At 65.8% G+C, this 21,875-nt stretch carries 21 protein-coding genes; 14 read left to right on the forward strand and 7 right to left on the reverse strand.

Annotated elements, in window-relative coordinates:
- Window positions 1–6 precede the first annotated feature (6 nt).
- Genes ACXJMY_RS09785 through ACXJMY_RS09805 form a run of 5 tightly spaced genes read left to right on the forward strand, consistent with a single transcriptional unit; the run spans window position 7 to window position 3,935 of the window.
- Window positions 7–234: a hypothetical protein gene (locus ACXJMY_RS09785; RefSeq protein WP_456619113.1), complete on the forward strand. Its 228-nt coding sequence runs from the start codon at window positions 7–9 to the stop codon at window positions 232–234.
- A 26-nt stretch (window positions 235–260) separates the two neighbouring features.
- Window positions 261–644 (forward strand): hypothetical protein, encoded by a 384-nt coding sequence (locus ACXJMY_RS09790; RefSeq protein WP_456619114.1) that lies wholly within the window; start codon window positions 261–263, stop codon window positions 642–644.
- Window positions 641–2,797 (forward strand): methylmalonyl-CoA mutase, encoded by a 2,157-nt coding sequence (gene scpA, locus ACXJMY_RS09795; RefSeq protein ID WP_456619115.1) that lies wholly within the window; start codon window positions 641–643, stop codon window positions 2,795–2,797. The genes ACXJMY_RS09790 and scpA overlap by 4 nt, the downstream gene beginning before the upstream one ends.
- 16 nt (window positions 2,798–2,813) lie before the next feature.
- Window positions 2,814–3,131 (forward strand): nucleotidyltransferase family protein, encoded by a 318-nt coding sequence (locus tag ACXJMY_RS09800; protein WP_456619116.1) that lies wholly within the window; start codon window positions 2,814–2,816, stop codon window positions 3,129–3,131.
- Between the two features lie 33 nt (window positions 3,132–3,164).
- Window positions 3,165–3,935, forward strand: coding sequence for an RsiV family protein (locus tag ACXJMY_RS09805; protein WP_456619296.1), 771 nt, complete (start codon window positions 3,165–3,167; stop codon window positions 3,933–3,935).
- Window positions 3,936–3,942: 7 nt separating this feature from the next.
- Here ACXJMY_RS09805 and ACXJMY_RS09810 read toward each other — a convergent pair whose 3' ends face one another.
- Window positions 3,943–4,524 (reverse strand): SRPBCC family protein, encoded by a 582-nt coding sequence (locus ACXJMY_RS09810; RefSeq protein ID WP_456619117.1) that lies wholly within the window; start codon window positions 4,522–4,524, stop codon window positions 3,943–3,945.
- A 110-nt stretch (window positions 4,525–4,634) separates the two neighbouring features.
- On the opposite strand from ACXJMY_RS09810, the gene ACXJMY_RS09815 reads away from it, so the two are divergent.
- From ACXJMY_RS09815 to ACXJMY_RS09840, 6 genes are all read left to right on the forward strand, one after another.
- A complete protein-coding gene (locus tag ACXJMY_RS09815; RefSeq protein WP_456619118.1) occupies window positions 4,635–5,627 on the forward strand; it encodes a tripartite tricarboxylate transporter substrate binding protein in 993 nt (330 codons plus the stop codon).
- Between the two features lie 254 nt (window positions 5,628–5,881).
- Window positions 5,882–6,376, forward strand: a complete 495-nt coding sequence (locus ACXJMY_RS09820) for a tripartite tricarboxylate transporter TctB family protein (protein WP_456619119.1) — start codon at window positions 5,882–5,884, stop codon at window positions 6,374–6,376.
- Window positions 6,377–6,379: 3 nt separating this feature from the next.
- Window positions 6,380–7,891 carry a tripartite tricarboxylate transporter permease gene (locus ACXJMY_RS09825; protein WP_456619120.1) on the forward strand — a complete coding sequence of 504 codons (1,512 nt, stop codon included), beginning with the start codon at window positions 6,380–6,382 and terminating at the stop codon, window positions 7,889–7,891.
- A gap of 51 nt (window positions 7,892–7,942) precedes the next feature.
- Window positions 7,943–8,932 (forward strand): methylmalonyl Co-A mutase-associated GTPase MeaB, encoded by a 990-nt coding sequence (meaB, locus tag ACXJMY_RS09830; RefSeq protein ID WP_456619121.1) that lies wholly within the window; start codon window positions 7,943–7,945, stop codon window positions 8,930–8,932.
- On the forward strand, window positions 8,929–9,585 hold the full coding sequence (locus ACXJMY_RS09835; RefSeq protein WP_456619122.1) for a pyroglutamyl-peptidase I family protein: 657 nt from the start codon (window positions 8,929–8,931) through the stop codon (window positions 9,583–9,585). The genes meaB and ACXJMY_RS09835 overlap by 4 nt, the downstream gene beginning before the upstream one ends.
- Window positions 9,586–9,819: 234 nt before the next feature.
- Window positions 9,820–11,190, forward strand: coding sequence for a TIGR03808 family TAT-translocated repetitive protein (locus ACXJMY_RS09840; protein WP_456619123.1), 1,371 nt, complete (start codon window positions 9,820–9,822; stop codon window positions 11,188–11,190).
- A gap of 197 nt (window positions 11,191–11,387) precedes the next feature.
- Here the strand turns inward: ACXJMY_RS09840 and ACXJMY_RS09845 are convergent, their stop codons facing one another.
- The 4 genes from ACXJMY_RS09845 to ACXJMY_RS09860 form a co-directional block, all read right to left on the reverse strand.
- A complete protein-coding gene (locus ACXJMY_RS09845) occupies window positions 11,388–12,155 on the reverse strand; it encodes a TIGR03809 family protein (RefSeq protein ID WP_456619297.1) in 768 nt (255 codons plus the stop codon).
- 481 nt (window positions 12,156–12,636) lie between these two features.
- Entirely contained in the window at window positions 12,637–14,349 is a 1,713-nt protein-coding gene (locus ACXJMY_RS09850) for a S8 family serine peptidase (RefSeq protein ID WP_456619124.1), read from the reverse strand.
- Window positions 14,350–14,364: 15 nt separating this feature from the next.
- Entirely contained in the window at window positions 14,365–15,060 is a 696-nt protein-coding gene (locus ACXJMY_RS09855; protein ID WP_456619125.1) for a hypothetical protein, read from the reverse strand.
- Complete coding sequence (locus ACXJMY_RS09860) at window positions 15,057–15,626, reverse strand: sigma-70 family RNA polymerase sigma factor (RefSeq protein ID WP_456619126.1); 570 nt, start codon at window positions 15,624–15,626, stop codon at window positions 15,057–15,059. Before ACXJMY_RS09860 ends, ACXJMY_RS09855 begins: the two co-directional genes overlap by 4 nt.
- 428 nt (window positions 15,627–16,054) lie before the next feature.
- Between ACXJMY_RS09860 and ACXJMY_RS09865 the strand changes: the two genes are divergently transcribed.
- From ACXJMY_RS09865 to ACXJMY_RS09875, 3 genes are all read left to right on the forward strand, one after another.
- Window positions 16,055–17,212, forward strand: a complete 1,158-nt coding sequence (locus tag ACXJMY_RS09865; RefSeq protein ID WP_456619127.1) for a GGDEF domain-containing protein — start codon at window positions 16,055–16,057, stop codon at window positions 17,210–17,212.
- Between the two features lie 62 nt (window positions 17,213–17,274).
- Window positions 17,275–18,369: a DUF2336 domain-containing protein gene (locus ACXJMY_RS09870; protein ID WP_456619128.1), complete on the forward strand. Its 1,095-nt coding sequence runs from the start codon at window positions 17,275–17,277 to the stop codon at window positions 18,367–18,369.
- 217 nt (window positions 18,370–18,586) lie between these two features.
- Window positions 18,587–20,614 (forward strand): hypothetical protein, encoded by a 2,028-nt coding sequence (locus tag ACXJMY_RS09875; protein ID WP_456619129.1) that lies wholly within the window; start codon window positions 18,587–18,589, stop codon window positions 20,612–20,614.
- A 73-nt stretch (window positions 20,615–20,687) separates the two neighbouring features.
- On the opposite strand, the gene ACXJMY_RS09880 is transcribed toward ACXJMY_RS09875, so the two are convergent.
- Both ACXJMY_RS09880 and ACXJMY_RS09885 read right to left on the reverse strand, forming a co-directional pair.
- On the reverse strand, window positions 20,688–21,326 hold the full coding sequence (locus ACXJMY_RS09880) for an NrsF family protein (RefSeq protein ID WP_456619130.1): 639 nt from the start codon (window positions 21,324–21,326) through the stop codon (window positions 20,688–20,690).
- A 2-nt stretch (window positions 21,327–21,328) separates the two neighbouring features.
- Window positions 21,329–21,874, reverse strand: a complete 546-nt coding sequence (locus tag ACXJMY_RS09885) for a sigma-70 family RNA polymerase sigma factor (RefSeq protein ID WP_456619131.1) — start codon at window positions 21,872–21,874, stop codon at window positions 21,329–21,331.
- Between the last annotated feature and the right edge of the window lies 1 nt (window position 21,875).

Genomic DNA, 21,875 nt, shown 5'->3' on the forward strand with positions numbered 1-21,875 from the left:
TATGCCATGCTTCAGTCGCTCGGAGAAATACTGCTGGGCTTGATAGAGTGGAAGGCGAACGTCGGAAAGCTGTTCGCGCGGCTGCTGTGGAGCGGGACCGGTGCGATGACCAAGAGTCATTTCGACGACCCGGTCTACAAGAAGAATGTTCAGAAACTGATCGAACGAAACCGCAGGTTTGAGGAGTCGAGAGGCACAGCCAAAGTCAGTCAAGCAAAGGCGGCGAAGGAATGATCCAGCGCGCGGCGGAGACCTCTGGAATGCTGAGCCTCAGCGCGATCGCGACGGTAGTCGCGGCGCTGACCGGGACCATTTTCGGCGTCATCGTGAGCTTCCCGTTCTCGCTGATCGCCGTGATCATCTTTCCGATCCTGCTGATCGGCCTCGTGCTGGCAGCGATGCTGGCCGCGCCCGTCACGCTCGTGCTGTTTCCGCTGGCCTATCCGTTCCTGAGGGGCCGGCCGATGCTGGCGCAACTCGTGTTTCCGCTGATCGGCATCGCCGGCGGCGGCGCCATCATATGGCTCTGGCTTGCGCTGGGCGTATTGCCCTATGCACCGCATTCCTGGGAAGTTTTTTCTGCTATCGGCATGATATCTGGACTGGTCGCCGGAGCGTTCTTCGGGCGAGGATTGCACGCATGAGCCGTATACCGAACTTTGCAGATGTCGCCTTCGAGCGCACCGCCACCGCCGCGCCAACCGGCAGCGCCGAGCCGTGGCTGACGCCCGAGGGCATTCTGGTGAAGCCAGCCTATGGCGAGGCCGATCTCGCCGGGCTCGATTTCCTCGAGACCTATCCGGGCATCGCGCCCTATTTGCGCGGCCCCTACCCGACCATGTATGTCAACCAGCCCTGGACCGTCAGGCAATATGCCGGCTTCTCCACGGCGGAGGATTCCAACGCGTTCTACCGCCGCAACCTCGCGGCGGGCCAGAAGGGTCTTTCGGTCGCCTTCGACCTCGCCACCCACCGCGGCTATGACTCTGATCATCCGCGCGTCKGCGGCGACGTCGGCATGGCCGGCGTCGCGATCGATTCCATCTACGACATGCGCACGCTGTTTGCGGGCATCCCGCTCGACCAGATGAGCGTGTCCATGACCATGAACGGCGCGGTGCTGCCGATCCTGGCGCTGTTCGTCGCGGCCGCGGGCGAACAGGGCGTGCCGCCGGAGAAGCTCTCAGGGACCATTCAGAACGACATTCTGAAAGAGTTCATGGTGCGCAACACCTACATCTATCCGCCGGCGCCGTCGATGCGGATCATCTCCGACATCTTCGCCTACACCTCCACGAAGATGCCGAAATACAATTCGATCTCGATCTCCGGCTATCACATGCAGGAGGCCGGGGCGACGCAGGACCTCGAGCTCGCCTATACGCTGGCCGACGGCGTCGAATATTTGCGCGCCGGCCTTGCCGCAGGGCTCGACGTCGACCGCTTCGCGCCGCGGCTGTCGTTCTTCTGGGCGATCGGCATGAACTTCTTCATGGAAGTCGCCAAGATGCGCGCCGCGCGGCTGTTGTGGGCGAAGCTGCTCAAGCCGTTCAACCCGCAAGACCCGCGCTCGCTGTCGCTGCGCACGCATTGCCAGACCTCGGGCTGGTCGCTGACCGCGCAGGACGTCTTCAACAACGTGATGCGCACGACGGTGGAGGCGATGGCGGCAACGCAAGGCCACACCCAGTCGCTGCACACCAATGCGCTCGACGAGGCCTTGGCGCTGCCGACGGATTTTTCCGCGCGCATCGCCCGCAACACCCAGCTCTTCCTCCAGCAGGAGAGCGGCACCACCCGCATCATCGATCCCTGGGGCGGCTCGCACTACGTCGAGCGTCTCACGCGCGATCTCGCGGCGAAAGCCTGGGGCCACATCCAGGAGGTCGAGGAGCTCGGCGGCATGGCCAAGGCCATCGAGGCCGGCGTGCCCAAGCTGCGCATCGAGGAAGCCTCCGCCAAGACCCAGGCCCGCATTGATGCCGGCAAGCAGGCGGTGATCGGCGTCAACAAGTACAAGCCGACGGATGAAGCCCCGATCGACATCCTCAAGGTCGACAACACCAATGTCCGCCGGCTCCAGATCGACAAGCTGACGCGGCTGAAGTCCGAGCGCAACCAGAAGGACGTCGATGCCGCGCTCGCCGCACTGACGCGCTCGGCCGGCGAAGGCAACGGCAATCTGCTCGCGCTCGCCATCGACGCGGCACGAGCGAAGGCAACCGTCGGCGAGATTTCCGACGCGATGGAAAAGGTGTTCGGCCGGCACCGCGCCGAGATCAAGTCGATCACCGGCGTCTACAAGCGGGAGGCGTCCAGCATGGGTAACCGGGTCGAGAAGGTTCAGGCGCTGATCGACGCCTTCGAGGAGGCGGAGGGCCGCCGCCCGCGCATCCTGGTCGCCAAGATCGGCCAGGACGGCCACGACCGTGGCCAGAAGGTGATCGCCTCGGCGTTCGCCGATATCGGCTTCGACGTCGACATCGGGCCGCTGTTTGCCACCGCCGACGAGGCCGCGCGGCAGGCCGTCGAGAACGACGTCCACATCCTCGGCGTCTCCTCGCTCGCCGCCGCCCATCTCACCGCCGTGCCGGAATTGAAGGCCGCGCTGAAGAAGCAGGGCCGCGACGACATCATGATCATCGTCGGCGGCGTGGTGCCGCCGCAGGATTACGACGCGCTCTATGCCGCCGGCGCCGAAGCGATCTTCCCGCCGGGCACGGTGATCGCGGATGCGGCCGAGGAGCTGATCCGCAAGCTCAATGCCCGGCTCGGGCATAGCGAGGCGGCGGAGTAGATGATAGGCTGGCCGCGTGATCGGCCGGGCTGTGTCCATGACACGTGACGAAATCATCGCTGCGATACGCAAGAACGCGGATGCCATCAAAGGCAAGGGCGTGGCGAAGCTTGCGATTCTCGGCACGCGGGCGGGTGGAGATTATCGCCCGGACAGCGACATCGATGTCCTGGTCGAGGTCGAACCGAAGGCCTCTTTTTCGCTACTCAACCTGATCGATGTCGAGCAGATCATCGCGGACGCGACCGGCTTGCAGGCGCAGGCGACCGTCCGGCGCTCCGCCTCCCCCCACTCTGCGCAGCAGATCGCAGACTACATCCTCGAAATATTCTGACGCTCACGTAAGGAGCACTCCCCCTTGAAGTTGATGATCGGTTTGAGCGTCGCCATGGCGCTTAGCGCAGCATGCGTGATCCCCACCCTCGCCGCGGACGCAAAGCCCGACGCCATCGTCAAGACCAGGAGCATCGAAGCGCGAATCTTCCTCGACGACAAGATCAAGGTGGATGCCCCGCTGGCGGCGGATTGCCTCGCCGAGGGCAAAAAATGGCTCGACAAGAACGCAGCCGAGGCCGCCGCCTCACGCAAGGAGGACCCGCAGTTCTTCAAGGACGGCGGCTGGGATTTTGAGCGCAAATATTCGATACGCTCCGTGGTCGGCGACCGCTATGTCAGCCTCTTGCGCAACGATTACATGGACACCCACGGCGCCCATCCGAATTCGGACGTGAACACGATCCTCTGGGACAAGACCTCGAACAAGCGCATCTCGATCCGCCCGTTCTTCACCGAGACCGCCGATGGCGGCCCCACCATGAAGGCGATGGTGAAGGCCGTGATCGCCTCGCTCAAGACCGAAAAGAAGAAGCGCGATACCAGCGAGACCGCGACCGACGAATGGTTCAAAAGCGTGGAGCCTCGCCTGCTCAAGATCGGCGCGGTGACGCTCGCGCCCTCGAGCGAAGCCGGCAAGAGCTCCGGCCTCACCTTCCACTACCCGCCCTACGCGGTCGGCCCCTACGCCGAGGGCGAGTATGTCGCCTTCGTGCCGTGGGAGACGCTGAAGCCTTACCTGACCGCGGAAGGCATCCGCATCTTCGGCGGCGCGCGGCCAAAGGGCGACGCGGACGAGCCGTGAGCGATCGCTAGGATCGCGGATGGGCCCGCGCCAATGTCCGGGCAAGCGAATCCGTCCAATCGGGAATCCAGGACGCAAACAGAGCCTGCCAGCGATCGGCGTCCACAGGCTCGGTATCGAGGGCGACCGACCATTCGATGAGGGTGCGGTTACCCTCGATGATCGGGAGCAGATGCATGGTGCCCTGATAGCGCGTCGGTGCCGGCGTCCGGCTTCCGTCGTCTTGCGGATACGGCAACGCTTCGAGACCGGCATAGGTCAGGGTGTGCTGCTGGTCCGAGTGATCAACCAGACGCTGGCGGATCCAGTTTCCGAGATAGCAGAAGCGTCTGATGGCGCCGACTTCATCGCCGCGCTTGTCGTCTTCGATCACGCTCTCGCTCACGCCGTCGATATAAGCGGGATAGTTGTTGAAATCGCGGATCAGCGACCAGACTTGGTCCAGCGGGCGGTCCAGTACGGCGCTGTAATAGGCTTGGGTCATCGGTGGCTTGCCTTTGGCTTTCGTTACCCGCTCAGGTTGGCGAAGCGTGCGGGCAAATCCCACCCGATTTCCGGCTTCCATCAGATGGGCATGCAGTTTTCGCACAACATGGCGATCTCCTTGGTAGCGCTACCTTGCAGCCTCGCTGCAAAGCCGACTAGAATGCCGCCATTGACAAGAGCGCCCGGTGTCACGGGCGCCGCTGGGAGGCATTCATGTCCAAGATTACGCGCCGCAGCTTTGCGGCCTCGACCGCCGCTGTTGCCGCATCCGCCGCATTCGGCCTCACACCGGCACGCGCACAAGCCTATCCGGCACGGCCGGTCACCGTGATCGTGCCCTGGGGCGCCGGCGGCGGCACCGATGCGACCGCGCGCATTGTCGCAGCGCTGCTGGAAAAGGATCTCGGCCAGCCCTTCAACGTGGTCAACCGTACCGGCGGCTCCGGCGTGGTCGGCCATACCGCGATCGCGACCGCACAACCCGACGGCTACACCATCGGCATGCTCACCGTCGAAATCTCGATGATGCACTGGCAGGGCCTGACCGAGCTGACGCCGAGGAGCTACACCCCGCTCGCGCTGATGAACGAGGACCCGCCGGGCATCCAGGTGTCCTCCTCCTCGCCCTACAAGACGGTGAAGGACCTCGCCGAGGCGATCAAGGCCGCGCCGCCCGGCAAGTTCAAGGCTTCGGGCACCGGCCAGGGCGGCATCTGGCATCTGGCGCTGGTCGGCTGGATGCAGGCGATGGGCCTGCCCGCCAACCAGGTCGCCTGGGTGCCGTCGAACGGCGCGGCGCCTGCAATGCAGGATCTCGCCGCCGGCGGCCTCGATCTCACCACCTGCTCGGTGCCGGAGGCGCGCGCCATCATCGAGGCCGGCAAGGCCAGGAGCCTCGCGATCATGGCGCCTGCGCGCAACCCGATCTTCCCCGACGTGCCGACGCTGAAGGAGGCGATGGGCATCGCGTATGCGACCGGCGCCTGGCGCGGCATCGGCGCGCCGAAGAACCTGCCGCCGGAAATCGCAACCAAGCTGACCGCCGCGCTGAAGAAGGTCTACGACTCCGCCGAGTTCAAGGATTTTATGGGCAATCGCGGCTTCGGCACGGTGTGGGGCGATGCCGGCCACTTTGCCGGCTTCATGGACAAGGGCGATGCCCAGATGGGCGAAGCGATGAAGGCCGCCGGCCTGGCCAAGGCGTGACGTTTCACCTCTCCGCGCTCTTGTCCGCCGAAGCTTCAGCGAAGGCGGATGCGGGGAGAGGTCGAATTCGAGCTCCGCTCGAATTCGGGTGAGGGGGAGTCTCCGCAAGACCAACTCTCACCGTCCGCGCGGAGAGCCCCCCTCACCAAAGCCGATGCTACGCATCGGCGTTCTTCAACAACGGCGGCCGAAGGCCGCCTATGCCTCTCCCCGCGCGCGGGGAGAGGGAGTGCACCTGTTATAGGATTTCCACCATGCGTCTTCCCGACTCCGTCACGGGATCGTTTCTCGTCGTACTCGGCGCGGCGTCGGCCTATGGCGGCTGGCTGCTGCCGCCGGTGCCGGGGCAGCCGGTCGGCCCCAACGTGTTTCCGCTGGTGATCGGCACCGGGCTTGCCCTGTGCGGTCTCGCGATCGTGTTCGGCATCGGGCATTCCTTCGAGGAGGAGGAAGAGCTGATCCCGCTCGAGGATGGCCAGGCCGCAAGCCTGCCATCGCCGCAGGGCAAGCTCTACAGCCTGCGCGCCCTGCTACCGCCGGCGCTGCTGCTGTTCTACGTGGTCGCCGCCGACCGGCTCGGCTTCATCATCACCGCGGCGATCATGGTCTACGTCACTTCGACCGCGTTAGGGGCGAAGTGGAAGCTGGCGCTGCCGCTCGCGGCGCTGTCGCCCTTCGCCATCCACCTCATCTTCGGCAAGCTGCTGCGCGTGCCGCTTCCTGCCGGCCTGCTGCCGACGCCCTGGTGATCCATGCTCAAGACCCTGATTGAAGCCTTCGCGCTGATCTCCACCTGGGAGGTGATCATCGCGATGTTCGCTGCCTCCGTGTACGGCCTCGTCATCGGCTCGCTGCCGGGCCTGTCGGCGACGATGGCGACCGCCCTGCTCGTCCCCGTCACCTTCTACCTCTCCCCGATCGCGGCAATCGCGACCATCGTCGCGGCGTCCTCGATGGCGATCTTCTCCGGCGACATCCCCGGCGCGCTGTTGCGCATTCCCGGAACGCCGGCTTCCGCGGCCTATGCGGACGAGGCCTACGCCATGACGCGCAAGGGCCAGGCCGAGCTGGCGTTAGGCGCGGGCGTCTGGTTCTCCGCGGTCGGCGGCATCGCCGGCGTGCTGTCGCTGATGATCCTGGCGCCGCCGCTGGCCGAGGTCGCGCTGTCGTTCTCGACCTTCGAATATTTCTGGCTGGCGCTGCTCGGCCTGATGTGCGCAACGCTGGTGGCGCGCTCCTCGCCGGTGAAGGCGATCGCCGGCATGTTCCTCGGCCTGCTGGTCTCCTGCATCGGCATCGAAAATCCCGGCGGCGTGCCGCGCTTCACCTTCGGCCTCACCGATCTCTTTGGCGGCATCGAGCCGATCCCGGCGCTGGTCGGCGTGTTCGCGGTGGCGCAGGTGATGCGCGCGATGCTGACGCCCGAGCCGCCACCGCTGCCGCGGCGAAAATTCGGAAGCATCATGGCCGGYCAGTGGAAGCTGACCAAGAAGTATCATTGGCAGATGACGCGCGGGAACATCGTCGGCATCATCATCGGCGTGCTGCCCGGCGCCGGCGCCGACATGGCCGCCTGGGTCTCCTATGCGATGTCGAAGCGCTTCTCCAAGGAGCCGGAGAAATTCGGCACCGGCCATGTCGAGGGCCTGGTCGAGGCCGGCGCCAGCAACAATGCCAGCATCGCGTCGGGCTGGGTGCCCTCGTTGCTGTTCGGCATCCCCGGCGACACCATCGCCGCGATCGCGATCGGCGTGCTCTACATGAAGGGGCTCAATCCCGGCCCGACGCTGTTCACCGAGAAAGCGTCGAGCATGTACGCGATCTACCTGATGTTCATCATCGCGAACATTCTGATGATCCCGCTCGGCATCGCCATGATCCGGATCGCCGCCTACATCCTGCTGGCGCCGCGCTCCGCCATCATGCCGATCATCATGCTGTGCTGCGCGGTCGGCTCGTTCGCGATCGGCAACAACATGTTCGGCGTGGTCACCGTCGCCGCGTTCGGCGTGATCGGCTATGTCATGGAGGCGAACGGCTATCCCGTGGCCGCGATGGTGCTCGGTATCGTCATGGGCACCATGGTCGAGCAGGCCTTCGTCACCTCGCTGATCAAGTCCGACGGCAGCATCCTGCCGTTCTTCGAACGTCCCGTCGCCGCCATCCTCGCAGCCATGGCGATCGGCGCATTGCTGTGGCCGGTGATGGTGTGGGTCTGGCGCAAGGTGAAACCGGTGCAGGCGGTGGCAGCAACATCCCGGTGATAGCGGGCGGGCGGCCCTCGCCTGCCCCGCCGGGGCGTTGTAAAGCAGGGCATGACTGAGAAGAAGGCCTCGCTGGACATCAAATCCCTCGCCCGCGACTTGCGCGCCGGCAGTCGCGCGGCCCTCGCCCGGGCCATCACGCTGGTGGAGAGCCGGCGCGGCGACCACCAGGCGCTGGCGCGCGAGCTGGTGCAGATGCTGCTGCCCGACACCGGCAAGGCGGTGCGCGTCGGCATCACCGGATCGCCCGGCGTCGGAAAATCCACCACCATCGATGCGCTCGGGACCTATCTCATCGAACAGGGCCACAAGATCGCGGTGCTCGCGGTCGACCCGTCCTCGGCGCGCAGCGGCGGCTCGATCCTCGGCGACAAGACCCGGATGGCGCGGCTCTCGGCCTCCGACGACGCCTTCATCCGCCCCTCGCCGTCCTCGGGCACGCTCGGCGGCGTCGCCGCCAAGACGCGCGAGGCGATGCTGCTGTGCGAGGCGGCCGGCTTCGACGTCGTGCTGGTCGAGACCGTCGGCATCGGCCAGTCCGAGACCGCAGTCTGCGACATGACCGACTTCTTCCTGGCCTTGATGCTGCCGGGCGGCGGCGACGAACTCCAGGGCATCAAGAAGGGGCTGGTCGAGCTCGCCGACATGATCGCGATCAACAAGGCCGACGGCGACAATCTCAAGCGCGCCAACATCACCGCCGCCGACTATCGCGGCGCGCTGCATATCCTCACCCCCCGCTCCGAGCATTGGCATCCGCCGGTCGAGACCTATTCGGCGCTGACCGGCGACGGTATCGCAAAGCTCTGGCAAAAGATCCTCGATCACCGCAAGGCCATGAACGCGTCCGGCGATTTCGCCGCGCGCCGGCGCGAGCAGCAGGTGAAATGGATGTGGTCGATGCTGGAGCAGCGCATGCTGGCCCGGCTGCGCACCGAGGCTGCCGTGCGCGCCAAGGTGAAGAAGATCGAGGCCGAGGTGGCCGATGGCCGCGTCACGCCGGCGCTCGCCGCCGAGCACATCATGGAGTTGCTGCAATGAGCGGAAAACTCCGCATTCTCCTCACCGGTTTCGGCCCGTTTCCCGGCGCGCCCTATAATCCGACACAGCCGCTGGTCGCGCGACTGGCGCGGCTGCGCCGCCCGTCGCTCGACGATGTCGAACTCGCGACCCACATTTTCCCCGTCACCTATGCCGCGGTCGACCGGCAATTGCCGGAGGTGCTGGCCGCACAAACCCCGGATGCGCTGTTGATGTTCGGCCTCGCCGCACGCACGCCCTATCTGCGAATCGAGACCCGCGCGCGCAACGCCGTCACCATGCTCTGGCCCGACGCCGCCAATACCCGCTCGAGCAAGCGCGGCATCGCCGCCAATGCGGACGCGATGCTGTTCGGCCCGCATACCGCAAGGCTGTTGCGCGCCGCGCGCCTCACCGGCATCGACGCCCGCCCCTCGCGCGATGCCGGCGCCTATCTCTGCAACTATCTGAGCTGGCGCGCGATCGAGAACGTGAAGGCGGGCGGGCCGCAGCTGGCGGCGTTCATCCATATTCCCCTGCTCGCCCGTGGCGGCGCGATGCGGCGCAAGGGTGCGCCGCGGATCACGCTGGAGGAACTGGTGGATGCGGGGGAAGCGATGCTGATGGAGATGGTGCAGTTGGCGCGGAAGGCGCGGAACACGCCGGTCTCGTAGGGTGGATTAGCGTAGCGTAATCCACCTCATTGGCTTGAACGAGTTCCGTGCTCGCGGTGACATGGTGGGTTACGTCTGGCGGACTGCGCTTCGCGCAGCCGCAAGGCTAACCCACCCTACGGCCCCGTCCTTGCGGTAAACATTTAACCCTACCGCGAACAATCCCCACGCCACCGGCGGCCCTGCGCTACCTAACCATCGCGGACACGCCCCGCGTCCGCCGGAGGACGCGTCATGACCCTCAATCGCCGTCATCTCATCGGAGCCTCGGCCGCAGGCGTTGCCGGTGCGCTGGCCATGCCTGTCGACGCCGCGCGCGCTGCGCCGCTGACATCGCTGCTCGGCCGCGACGCCACGCAATACGGCGTGCGGCCCGGCAGCAGCGAGGACCAGACCCGTGCGCTCCAGCGCGCCATCGACGAGGCCGCGCGGGCGCAGATGCCGCTGGCGCTCCCGCCCGGCATCTACCGCACCGGGCTGCTGCGATTGCCGAATGGCGCGCAGCTGATCGGCGTGCGCGGCGCGACGAAACTGGTCTTCACCGGCGGAGCCTCGGCGATCCAGAGCGACGGCTCCGACGCGATCGGCCTCACCGGCATCACCTTCGACGGCGGCGGCATTCCGCTGCCGACGCGGCGCGGGCTGATCCACGTCCTCGGCGGACGCAACGTCCGCATCACCGATTGCGAGATCACGAGCTCGGGCGGCAGCGGCATCTGGCTCGAGCAGGTCTCCGGCGACATCTCCGGCAACATCTTCACCAATATCGCGGTGACGGCGGTGGTCTCGTTCGATGCGAGGGGGCTCAGCGTCGCGCGCAACAACATCATCGGCACCAACGACAACGGCATCGAGATCCTGCGCACCGCGATCGGCGACGACGGCACGCTGGTTGCCGACAACCGCATCGAGGACATCAAGGCCGGCCCCGGCGGCTCCGGGCAGTACGGCAATGCCATCAACGCGTTCCGCGCCGGCAATGTGATCGTGCGTGGCAATCGCATCAGGAATTGCGACTATTCCGCGGTGCGCGGCAACTCGGCCTCGAACATCCACATCACCGGCAACAGCGTCAGCGATGTGCGCGAGGTCGCGCTCTATTCCGAGTTCGCGTTCGAGGCCGCCGTGATCGCCAACAACATTGTGGACGGCGCCGCGGTCGGCGTCTCCGTCTGCAATTTCAACGAGGGCGGCCGCATCGCCGTGGTCCAGGGCAACATCATCCGCAATCTGATCCCGAAGCGGCCGATCGGCACCGCGCCCGACGACGATGCCGGCGTCGGCATCTACATCGAGGCTGACAGCTCCGTGACCGGCAACGTGATCGAGAACGCGCCGTCCTACGGCATCGTCGCCGGCTGGGGCAAATATCTGCGCGACGTCGCGATCACGGGCAACGTGATCCGCAAGGCACTGGCCGGCATCGGCGTCTCCGTGGTGCCGGGCGCCGGCACTGCACTGGTCAACAACAACATGATCTCGGAAACCCCGCGCGGCGCCGTGGTCGGCCTCGATCACGCGCGCGCGGTGACGGCCGACCTGTCGGCGGACGGCGCCCAGCGCTTTGCGCAGGTGGTGGTCGGCGGGAATGCGGTGCGGCGGTAGGACACACTCAGTGTCCTGGACAAGCGAAGCGCAGATCCAGGCCCCCCGCGCGAGCGCTTTCGCTCGTCGCATAACCACAGGATGGGGTTATGTGGGTGGTACTGGCCGCATCGTCCTATCGAGAAACTCCGCGGTATGGGTCCTGGCCTTCGCCAGGACGACGGCGGAATGTTTGGCCGGCGCCAGAACCTCTGAAGCTAGAACTTATTCCGCAGCAGCGGGTACTTGGCCTGGAGGCCGTCGAGGCTGAAGGTGAATTCGACGACGCGGTCGGGGGCTGCGACGATTTCGGCGGCCGGCGGGGCGAACTGAGGCAGGAGCGCTGCCATCGCGGCAGGCGTGGTCAGCGGTGGCCTTACAGCAGGCGCGGTGGACGGTGCCATTGCAGCGGGCGCGGCGACCGGGGACCTCACGGCAGGGGCGGTTAGCGGCGCCCGCGCAGCGGGAGCCTTGAGCGGTGCGACAGCAGCAGGCGCAGTGAACAATGCCACCGCAGCAGGCCTCGCAAGCGGTGCGGTCGGGGCCAGCGGCGCGAGCGGGGCTTCGGTGACTTCGGCGAGCATATTTGGCTTGGGGTCGAGCGCGACCGGCACGGCGGTCTCGGGCGCGATATGCACGGCCTTTGGCTGCAACATCTTGGGCTGCACGGTCTGCGCATGCCCCCGGGGAGCCGTGCGCGACAAGGTGGCCGGCGACCAGCCGAACGCGGCCGTCACGCTCGCGGCGGCCGCGGCAACGTCCTCGCCGGTCGCGATGGCCCGCCAGGTCTGAACGGCGCGCTTGGCTTCCTGGATGTTTTCGAGGAACGCGAGTTCTGAGTGATAGCGGCGCCAGCGTCCGGTCTCGAACATTTCGGAGAGATGTTCCAGCCGTTGCTCGGCGAGAGCGCACCAGCGTGTCGCAATGTCGCGGCTGCAAGCCGCGGCGCCAAAAGGCGCGCTAAAGGATTCTTGGCGATGTGTCATGAACCAGCCCGTCAGGAGAAAATACGGACGCGGGACGCAACGCACACGAATCAATTTAGACGCGACATGAATATTTTGTGGAAAAGTTTTGACTTGTCCAGCAACGACCCGGCACTCGTCGTCAAACACCGTAGTCGCGCGGAGATTCAGCGGGTTTTCGAGTCAAGCTTCGCGCAAGCATGGCGCGCTTGCGGTGCGCCGGCCGGGCGTGGCGATCGGCGCAGCCGCGATCTCTCAACCAGAAGCTGATCTCGCGCGGCGCTTCAAGGAATCGGATGCCCGAAAAGAAAAGACCCGTCCGGGGGGACAACCGGACGGGTCGAGCCATATGGGCGCTTGGGGTGGATGGGCGCTCGCGCCTAATATGACTGATGGGGAGGGATGACCGCTCCCACATAATTTGGTCGTGGCAGCGGGCTGAACGTTCAACGCGGCGTTCGATTTTTTGAGCTTCGCGCCGCGCGCAAAGTTGTCGCAGCCGCTATCGCGTCGGCGGCCTATCTGCCTGAGAAACCGCAGATTTATCGGCYGCGCTCGACAGCGAGGGTTGTTCGATTGCGCGGATGCCTGGCTCGTCGCGACGCTTCTCGGCATCTTCACGTTTAGTTGTACCGGACGCCGCGGCAACCGGCGTCGCGCTGTCGGCCGGAACAGCCATGACCGCGGCAAAAGCGTCGGCCTCGCCGTCGCCGAAGAGATCATCACGGCCGGGTGAGCCGAGGTCGCGCGCGGTCTTGGCGAGCGTCATGCGCAGCGCTTCCGGCTTCAGCGCGTAGTTGCGCTCCAGCAGCAGTGCCGCGACGCCGGAGACATAGGCCGCCGAGAACGAGGTTCCCGACGTCATCTGGTATTTGCCGTCGGGCGCCGGCAGGAAGATGTCGACGCCGGGCGCGGCCAGCGCGATGTAATTGCCGCGGTTGGACGCGGTGAACAGCTTGTCCTGCTGGTCGGTGGCGCTGACCGCGATCACGTTGGGATTGGCGGCGGGATAGAGCGGCGGCGATTTCGCCCCGGCATTGCCGGCCGCCGCGATCAGCACCAGGCCGCGCGCGGCGGTCGCCGCGATCGCGCGCTCGATCACCGCGTCCTTCGGTCCGGCAAAGCTCATATTGACGATCTGCGCGCCGTGCTCGGCGGCGTAGTTCAGCGAGCGCAGGATGACGTAGGAGGAACTCTCGGCGCCGCCCGTGGTGCCGCCGAAGGCGCGAATGGCGATGATGCGCGCCTCCGGTGCGCTGCCCATCAGCCGCGCATGCGCCACGATGGCGCCCGCGATGCCGGTGCCGTGGATGTGCGGGCCCTCGGTGCTGACCAGCGCATCGAAATTGTCGGCGATGGAATTGGCGAGCTCGGGATGCCGGGCGTCGATCCCGGAATCGATCACCGCGACCGTGACATTGGCGCCGTGCGCCAGCGTGTGGGCCTGCGGCAGGCGCAGCTTTGCCAGCGCATATTGCGCCGGATCGCCCTCGGTCGGCGCGGACGATTTCTGGTCCTGGAGCACGTAGCGGAAATTCGGCTGGAGCGAGCGCACGCTGCCGTCGGCGGCGAATTCGCGCCGCACGGTCTCGGAGGGCCGGCCGTCGGTGATGCGGAACAGGCCGATCGTGGCACCGATCAGCGGGAAGCTCTCGGAGGCGACGCGCGTCAGGCCGTGCCGGCGCGCCAGCTCGTCGGCCTCGGTCAACGACAGCGCGCTGTCGATCTCGGCGACGAACTCGTTGGCGAAAATGCGCAGGTTCACGGCGGCCGGCGTGCCGTTGCCGCGCCCCTTGCCGGCGCTCTTCTTGCCCGATTTGCCGGCGCCGTCGCCGCCGGCGTTCGGCTGCGCAAGGCATTCGCCGTCGGCGTCGCGATAGGGCGCGGTGCAGGCCGGATAGAGGTTCGGCGAATAGCGCGCAAAAGGCAGCACCGGCGTCGGCCTTATCCGTGCCGAGATCCGAGGCGTCGTGGCGGCAATTCTGGGCGGACCGCTGTCGACGGCCACCACCCTTGCGGCAACGCCCGGGCTGACGCGCGCGGCGACGCTCGGAGAGATGGTCGGGGTGCGGGATGGGACGCTGATCGTGGGCGTGCGCATGATCGCCTGCGCGTGGGCGACCTCGATGCCGAGACAGGCGGCGAGCAGGAGCGCAGCTCCGACCGACGAAGCATAGGCCCCGGCCCGCAACTTACTCTCGGACTTGCGCGTCATGATCCCAGAGGCGCCTTACGGCGACGCGACGGCGAGGTTGACGAACTTTTCGCGCTGCATCTTGCCGAGCAGCGAGGCGAGTTCGTCCTGGCTCATCGCCTTGTCGAACTGGAGGCGGAACATGCCGCCCTTGGCTCCGTCGATGATCGAGGCCTGGTAGCTGTCGAGCAGCGAGGTGATGTCGGCCACCCGCGCCTCGGGCGTGAAGCGCACCAGCGCCCGCGCCGGCGCGGCGGCTGCTCCCAGCTCGCGCGTGATCGGGGCGCTGGTGGAGAGCGACGCAGTCTGGAAGGTGGCGGTCTGGTTCTTCATCAGCACGGCGCCGATGACACCGGCCTGGAGCAAGAGCGCGATCGCGCCGAGGCTCGCCGACCAGGCCAGCGCACGCGGCGACAGGCTCGCGAGGAATGTCGAGATGCGCGCCGACAGCGGCAGCGAACCGGTCGCCCGCGCGGGCTCGCCATCGATCGCGGTGAACAGCTTTTGCATCGCGCGCGCCGACGGAGCCCCTAAGCTCTCGTTCAGATGGATGGTCTCTTCGTACTCGCCGCGGATCGCCGCATACTGCCTGGCAAGCGCCGGATCGCGGGCGAGCGCCTCCTCGACGCGGCGGGCGTCGCGCGCGTTCAGCGTGCCGGCGGCGTGCCACGGCAGCAGCATTTCGATCTCACTGGGCTCTTGCTCCAGCATCTTCTTGCTCAAAGCCATCATGGCCAGCCTCGCTCAATGCCGGCTGCCTTCAGCAGTTCGGCCAATTTCTTGCGCGCATAGAAGAGGCGCGTCTTCACAGTGTTCTCGGGTATCCCGACGATCTCGGCCACTTCTTCCACGGACTTCTCGTGGTAGTAGACGAGATCGACGATTTCCCGATGGTCCGGCGAGAGGCCCGTCAAACACTCCCGCAACGCTTCACTGGTATCCTTCTTCTGCACCACCGTTTCCGGATCGTCGGACGTATCCTCGATCGCGTTGGCGGCTTCGTCGTCCAACTCGAAATCCTTCCTGCGCCGGAGCGCAGACAGGGCCTTGAATCGGGTGATTGCCAGTAGCCAGGTTGAAACGGCGGATCTGCCCTCGAACTTGCCGGCCTGACGCCAGACGTCGAGGAACACCTCGCTGATGAGGTCTTCGGCCGTCTGCTCGTCCCGAACGAGCCTCAGGCCGAAACGATACACCCTGACATGGTGCCGCCCGTACAGCACCTGCATGGCAAGCCGGTCGCCTTGAGCGATCCGGGCGATCAGGACCTCGTCCGAAGCCGCCTGTGTCACGCTCAAAGGCCGTCTCGCAAGGTTGGTCGGGTCGGAACGGTGGAGGGTTCGACGGCGGGCACAAGAATCTTCAACCTACCGCAGTCGTACGGGGGCCTGTGTGATCTACCCCACATCGGTACACTTTCCTGTAGCCATCCGGGGCGCCGGATCGCCCTCATCCATATTGGTAACATAATACTGAAACGTTCTCCCGCGGAAGTTCCCGCAAGTTCGCGCGATCTTACCAAGCCTCGGTCCATAACACAGCCTTGTGCAGCGTATCCTGACAGGCCCTGCGGCCCGATCGCCGGCGATCCCTAATCGCTCGCTAATTTCCCTGTCGGATCAAGGCCGTTTGCCGGTGCAGCAAGCCCGGATTCGCAGGGCAAGGATACCAAACCTAAAGGCTTGCCACGTAGATTTTTGGACCGACATCCACCAATGGCGAGACCATGACCACGGCCGCGACGTCCCTTCCGGACCGGAATGCCGCAGAAGCCGCGGAGCTCGCGTTGACCTCCGACGCGACGATGCCGGAGGTGCGCGCCCGCCGCATGCGGCAGCGCCGCCAGATGTATGCCGGCCAGGTCGTAAGCTACTCGCTCGGCGCGTCGGTTCTGCTGCTGTACGCCCATGACGGCGCGGTCGCGATGGCCGTTCCCTCGCTGTTCTGGCTCGGCGGCCTCCTGATCATCGGCGCATTCACCGTGCTGTCCGAAGCCGGCGTCGGCGACCGCCACAACGATCACTATCTCACCGTGTTCCAGATCTCGGCGCACATGGCGCTGCAGTTCGTGTTCCTGGTGTCGGTGCCGACGATCGGGATCGCCTTCATCGCCGTGCTGTTCCTGATCTTCGCGTTCGGCACGCTGCGCATGACGTCGAGCCAGGCGATGGTGACCTGGGGTCTCGCCACCTGCGGACTCGCACTCGTCTTTCTGGTCTCGGACCTGCCGATCGGACTTCCGGTCACGACCCGGCTGGAACGCGCCGCCTCGATGCTCTGCTTCGTCCTGGTGATCGGCCAGTGCGCCTTCCTCGGCCTGTTCGGCGCCACGCTGCGCAAGATCCTGTACCGGCGCAGCATCGAGCTGAAGGCCGCCTATCAGCGCATCGAGGAGCTCGCCGAGCTCGACGAGCTCACCGGCTCCTACAACCGCCGCTGCATCATGCGGCTGCTGGACGCAGAGATCGAAAAGTCGCGGCTGGCCGCCACGCCTTGCGCGATCGCGCTGATCGACCTCGACTGGTTCAAGCGCATCAACGACGCCCACGGCCACCCGGTGGGCGACGAGGTGCTGCGCACCTTCGCGATCACGATTTTCGCCAACATCCGCCCGGCGGATCGCTTCGGCCGCTATGGCGGCGAGGAATTCCTGCTGCTGCTGCCGGGAGCAGAGGGCGACGCCGCCGCGCGCATGCTCGAGCGGCTGCGCGGCATCGTCGCCGATCTCGACTGGAGCGCATTTTCCCCCGGCATGCGCGTGACAATTTCAGCCGGCGTCGTGACGCTGCGCGACAACGATACTGCCGACACATTTCTCGTGCGCGCCGACAGCGCGCTCTATTCCGCCAAGGCGCAAGGGCGCAACCGCATTGCAACGAACTGACCAATTCATTTTTCCCGGCTGCACAGAAACCGCCGCCGGACCGAACGCTCCAGGACAGGGCTATGAGATCCAGATCCGCCAAGCCATCTGAAAACCTGCTCGACGAATTGCAGGCGGCGCTCTCGCACGGCACCGTCGCGCGCCGCGTCGAGACGCTGCGACGTGTCACCGACCTCTTCGTCAACAACGCGGTGGACTATTCCGACGACCATGTCGGGCTGTTCGACGACGTATTCCAGTGCCTGATCGACCAGATCGAAACGTCGGCCAGGGTGCTGCTCGCCGAGCGGCTGGCGCCGATCGCGGCCGCGCCGCCCAAAATCATCCGCACGCTCGCGCTCGACGAGGTCATCGAGGTCGCCGGCCCCGTGCTGTCGAAGTCGGAACGGCTGGACGAGGCGACCCTGATGGAGATCGCGCGCAGCAGAGGCCAGGCGCATCTCAAGGCGATCTCGCTGCGCAGGGTGCTTTCCGAGGCACTCACCGACGTGCTGGTGACGCGCGGCAACGAGGAGGTGGTGCAATCGACCGTCGCGAACCCGGGTGCGCAGCTCTCCGAGACAAGCTTGACCGACCTCGTCACGCGCGCCGAGCGCGACGACGACCTCGCCGGCTGCATCGGCCTGCGGCCCGACCTGCCGCGCCATCACTTCCTGAAGCTGGTCGCAAAGGCCTCGCTCAGCGTGCGCAAGAAGCTCGAAGCCGCCCATCCGGAGCTGGCCGACGAAGTCGCGAGCGTGATCCAGGAAGCCGCCCAGCGGGTTCGCGCCGCCGCCATGACAAGGCAGACCGAGACCGCGCGGGCGCTGGTGAAGTCGCTGCATGACGACGGCCGTCTCAATGAACTCCAGGTCGCGGCTTTCGCCGAGCAGGGCAAGTTCGACGAGACCAACGCAGGGCTCGCCGCGCTCGCCGGCGTCCCGGTCGAGACCGCCGAGAACATGATGATCGAGAGCCGCACCGAGGGCGTGATGCTCCTCGCCAAGGTCGCGGGCATGTCGTGGCCCAGCGTGCGCGCCATCATCGCCATGCGCGAAAAACTGTCCGGCGGCTCGCAGACGGACATGCTGATGCTGCGCGATACCTACGAGGCCCTGCGCTCGTCGACCGCGCAGCAGGTGCTGCGCTTCCATCGCATGCAGCAGGCCGCGAGCTAGGTCTCAAGCGCGACGAGGTGAAGCGTTGGCGCGCTTCGGCGCCGCCGTCGTTCGCGCATGAACTCCAAGAATGCGGATCCCTCGGTCGTGACAAGGAAAGAAACGGCTCCGCTTTTTCCGCTCCATCTCCGGGTTTCGTCCCAGGGACATGCAATTCTGGCCCCCCGCCTATGGAAGCCGGCACATTTTTGCCTTACCTTCGCCTTGGAATTCGTCCTTGGGGGTGTTGTTGCGTCTAGTCAAACCCATAACACGATCAGAACTTGAGCTTTGGCGTTTTCAGAGCTTTGCAGTGTGGGGAGCGTGCGTTGGCGCCGTAGCAGCTGGCCTCTCGGCCTATCTGGTTCTGCATGCCGCCAAGCCGGACCTGGGCGCAAACCTGGCACAGGATTTTCCGGTCGTTCACGCCTCGAACAGCGACGCCATCAAACGCGCCGAGAAGATCTTCTATGCCCTGTTCTATGGGGTCGGCGCTATCGCAGCTTTTGCAGCTCTCAGGCTCCGAACGTTTTTTGAAGGCCGCTCGCTCGTTCTGTTCTACCTCTCGTCGGCGATCATTGTCACGGAGCTGCATCCGTTCCTGCGGGCTACATTCGAGCCAAGACTGCAACAGGTTGCGCTGGCCGCCCTTGTCGCCGCCGCCGTCATCCCGTTCGTGAAGCGCATCCCGACCTTCGTACACATCAAGGGCGATCCCGACGTCAGGCCGATCAAGCTCTCCGAATTTGGATGGGTCGATGCGGTGCTGATCGCAGCACTGCTGGCCCTGATCCTGCCTGCGGACGTGCGGGGCCTGGCCACACGGGCCATGGCCGGCAATCATCCGGTATCGTACCTGACGGGACCGGCGCTCTATCACTTTGCAAATGGCATGGTGCCGGGCCGCGACTTCCTGGCGTTCTACGGATACGGACCGCCTTACCTATTGAGCAGGTTCCTGACGGCGGACGTCAACGCTCTGTATGAGCTTTACATCAGGCTCATTGCCGCAAGCCTCGTGATCTTCCACCTGTCAAGCTACTGGGTGCTGCGGGACTTTTTCCAGAGCAGGGCAATGCCGTTTGTCTTGACGGCCGTGTTTCTCGCGCTGTGTCAATACGCCGACGGCGACGCCTTTGGCGGGCCGTCCGCTCTCGCGATCCGCTACGCGTTCGTGTTCATTGCGGTCGGCATCCTGGCGCACCTCATGGTGCAACCGTCCTTCCGGCTGTTGATGGCGCTGTCTGTCGTCTGCGCTGTCTCGATCTTTTGGAACACAGAGACCGGAATTTATACCTGGGCGGTGGCCTGCGCCGCCTTGTTGGTACGGGTGCTGGAAGGGCGTCGGTTTTGGGAAGTCGCGGCCTTGACCTGCATGACGCTCGTGTTTTTGCTGGCGTTGTTCGTTGCCGCATTCGGCCCGGCCGTCCTTTCGGCGGACTTTCTGTACGTCTTCCTCGCCCCGCTCAGCCTGCACAGCCTCTCGAATTGGGTGGCGGTGATTCTGGTCTGGAACCCTGGATTCGGGACGCTCTACCAGATCGTCATGCCCGCGATCGCCATCGGCACGGCAGTCAGCGTCGCCGGTGCGTGGACCGGCTCGCGCACCATAGAGCGCGCTTATCTGCTGGTTCTGTCTCTCGTCGCGCTGGTCTTCATGACGAAGTGGGTGAACCGATCGCTGGATGCGGTGTGGCAGCAGAACGCCTTTGCTTATCTTGCCGTTGGCGCATGGTGGGGCCGATCGGCATTCCGTGCCGCACTCGGCCGAACGACGTCGCAGCTTGTCCCGGCAACGTCGTTGGCGGCGATCGCCGCAGTCTCCGTTGCCGTGCTTCTGAACGCCCAGGACCGGCGCCAGGACGCGATGATAGGGCTGCGGTCGTATTTGAAGTTCCCGAGCATCGCCAGCTTCAAATGGAGAAAGACTTCAGGGCCACACGAGGTCGCACTCGACGCCAGTGACATCGACCTGGTCAACAAATTCGTGCCACCCGGTGGCCGCATGCTGCTGCTGTCGGACCAGGATTGGCTTGTCCTCCCGGCTCTCGGGAGGGCCCCGAAAGGCTACTTCATGCCTTTCCGGGACACGTTCAGCCGCGAACAGGTGAGCAGGAGCTTTGCTGGGGCCGACCATTTCTTTTTGGACCGCGGCGCGACCTACCAATATGACTGGTTGAAGGAGATGGTGGAGGGGCTTCTGCTGGAGCAGTTCGAGCGCTCGGAAGAATCCACCCGGTTCATCCTCTATCGCAGGAGGGCTTGACGCCGGAAGCTGCGCGGCTCGTGCAGGCGTTGAACACGGTCACGTCCTGCAGGAAGCGGCGTGGTTGACGCAGTCAGTATCTTAGGACCTTCGACCCCAACAGCGCACCGATCGCCGTCACTAGCGCGGTCGCGAGCGTGTACCAGGTCGCGACGAACAAGGGCGAGTCGTCGGTGCAGTGCGAGGCATAGAGCGTCGCGGCGAGCCCGGCCGACACCAGGCCGGCGAGCGCGCCGGCGAGCGCGGGGCGCGACGGCGCGCCGTGGCGCAGGCCGAACAGCGCGCCCGCAAGCAGCGGCAGCGACATCGCCGGGATCGCAAACAGGCACACCCTGGAGTTCCTGCCGACCATCCGCATCGTCATCGGCATCGCCGGAGCCATCATCATCTCGCCGCCGATCGCGACCGCAAGCAAGCCGACGGGAAGCAGCAGCAACCAGCCCCAGCCGCGCAAAAGCGCCTCGGGCCGCGACAGATGCAGGCTGACGATGATCGCGGGGATCGCGAGCGACAGGGTGACCGCAAACTTCATGTCGAAGAACGGATTGCCCATGGCGCTCATCACGTCGGGCCGCACGCCGAGGAAGGTCGCGAAGATCAGGATCGACAAGGGGGCGGCCACCAGCAGTGCCATGGTCAGCATGGCGCCGACGCGCGGGGCGCGGTGGGCGTTGTCGGCCGCGAGCGTGCGAATGAGTTGATCGGTATCCATGTTCAATGGTCCCGCAGTTTGGCGGTGAGCGCCGCAAGTCCGCGATGCAGCGCGACCCGCACCGCGCCCTCGCTCATCGAAAATCTCGCCGCCGTGTCCTTGATCGAGGCGGCCTCGACCGCGATCGACTGCAGCACGTCGCGCTGGCGCTGCGGCAAGGCGTCGAGCTGGCTGGCGACCTCGGCCGCGGAAGCCGTCTCCTGCGGCGCCTCACCCGGCAGCGTCTCGGCGAAGTCGTCGATGTTGACGAACACCCGCCGGCCCCGCCGCCTCAGCGCGTCGATCAGCTTGTTGCGGGCGATCGCAAACAGCCAGGGCGCGAAGGGCGCTTCGCTGTCCCATGTGTGCCGCTTCAGATGCACCGCCAACAGTATCTCCTGCACGATATCCTCGGCCTGATCGGGAGGCTGCCCGGCCCGCGCCAGGCCGCGCCTCGCGGCAGCGCGCAGCACCGGCGTGACCGCCTTCAACAGGCGATGATAGGCCGCATCATCGCCTGCCATGGCCGACCGCATCAGGCCGGTCCACTCATCCTCACGTCCGCGCACG

The organism is Bradyrhizobium sp. P5_C12, from assembly GCF_054049735.1.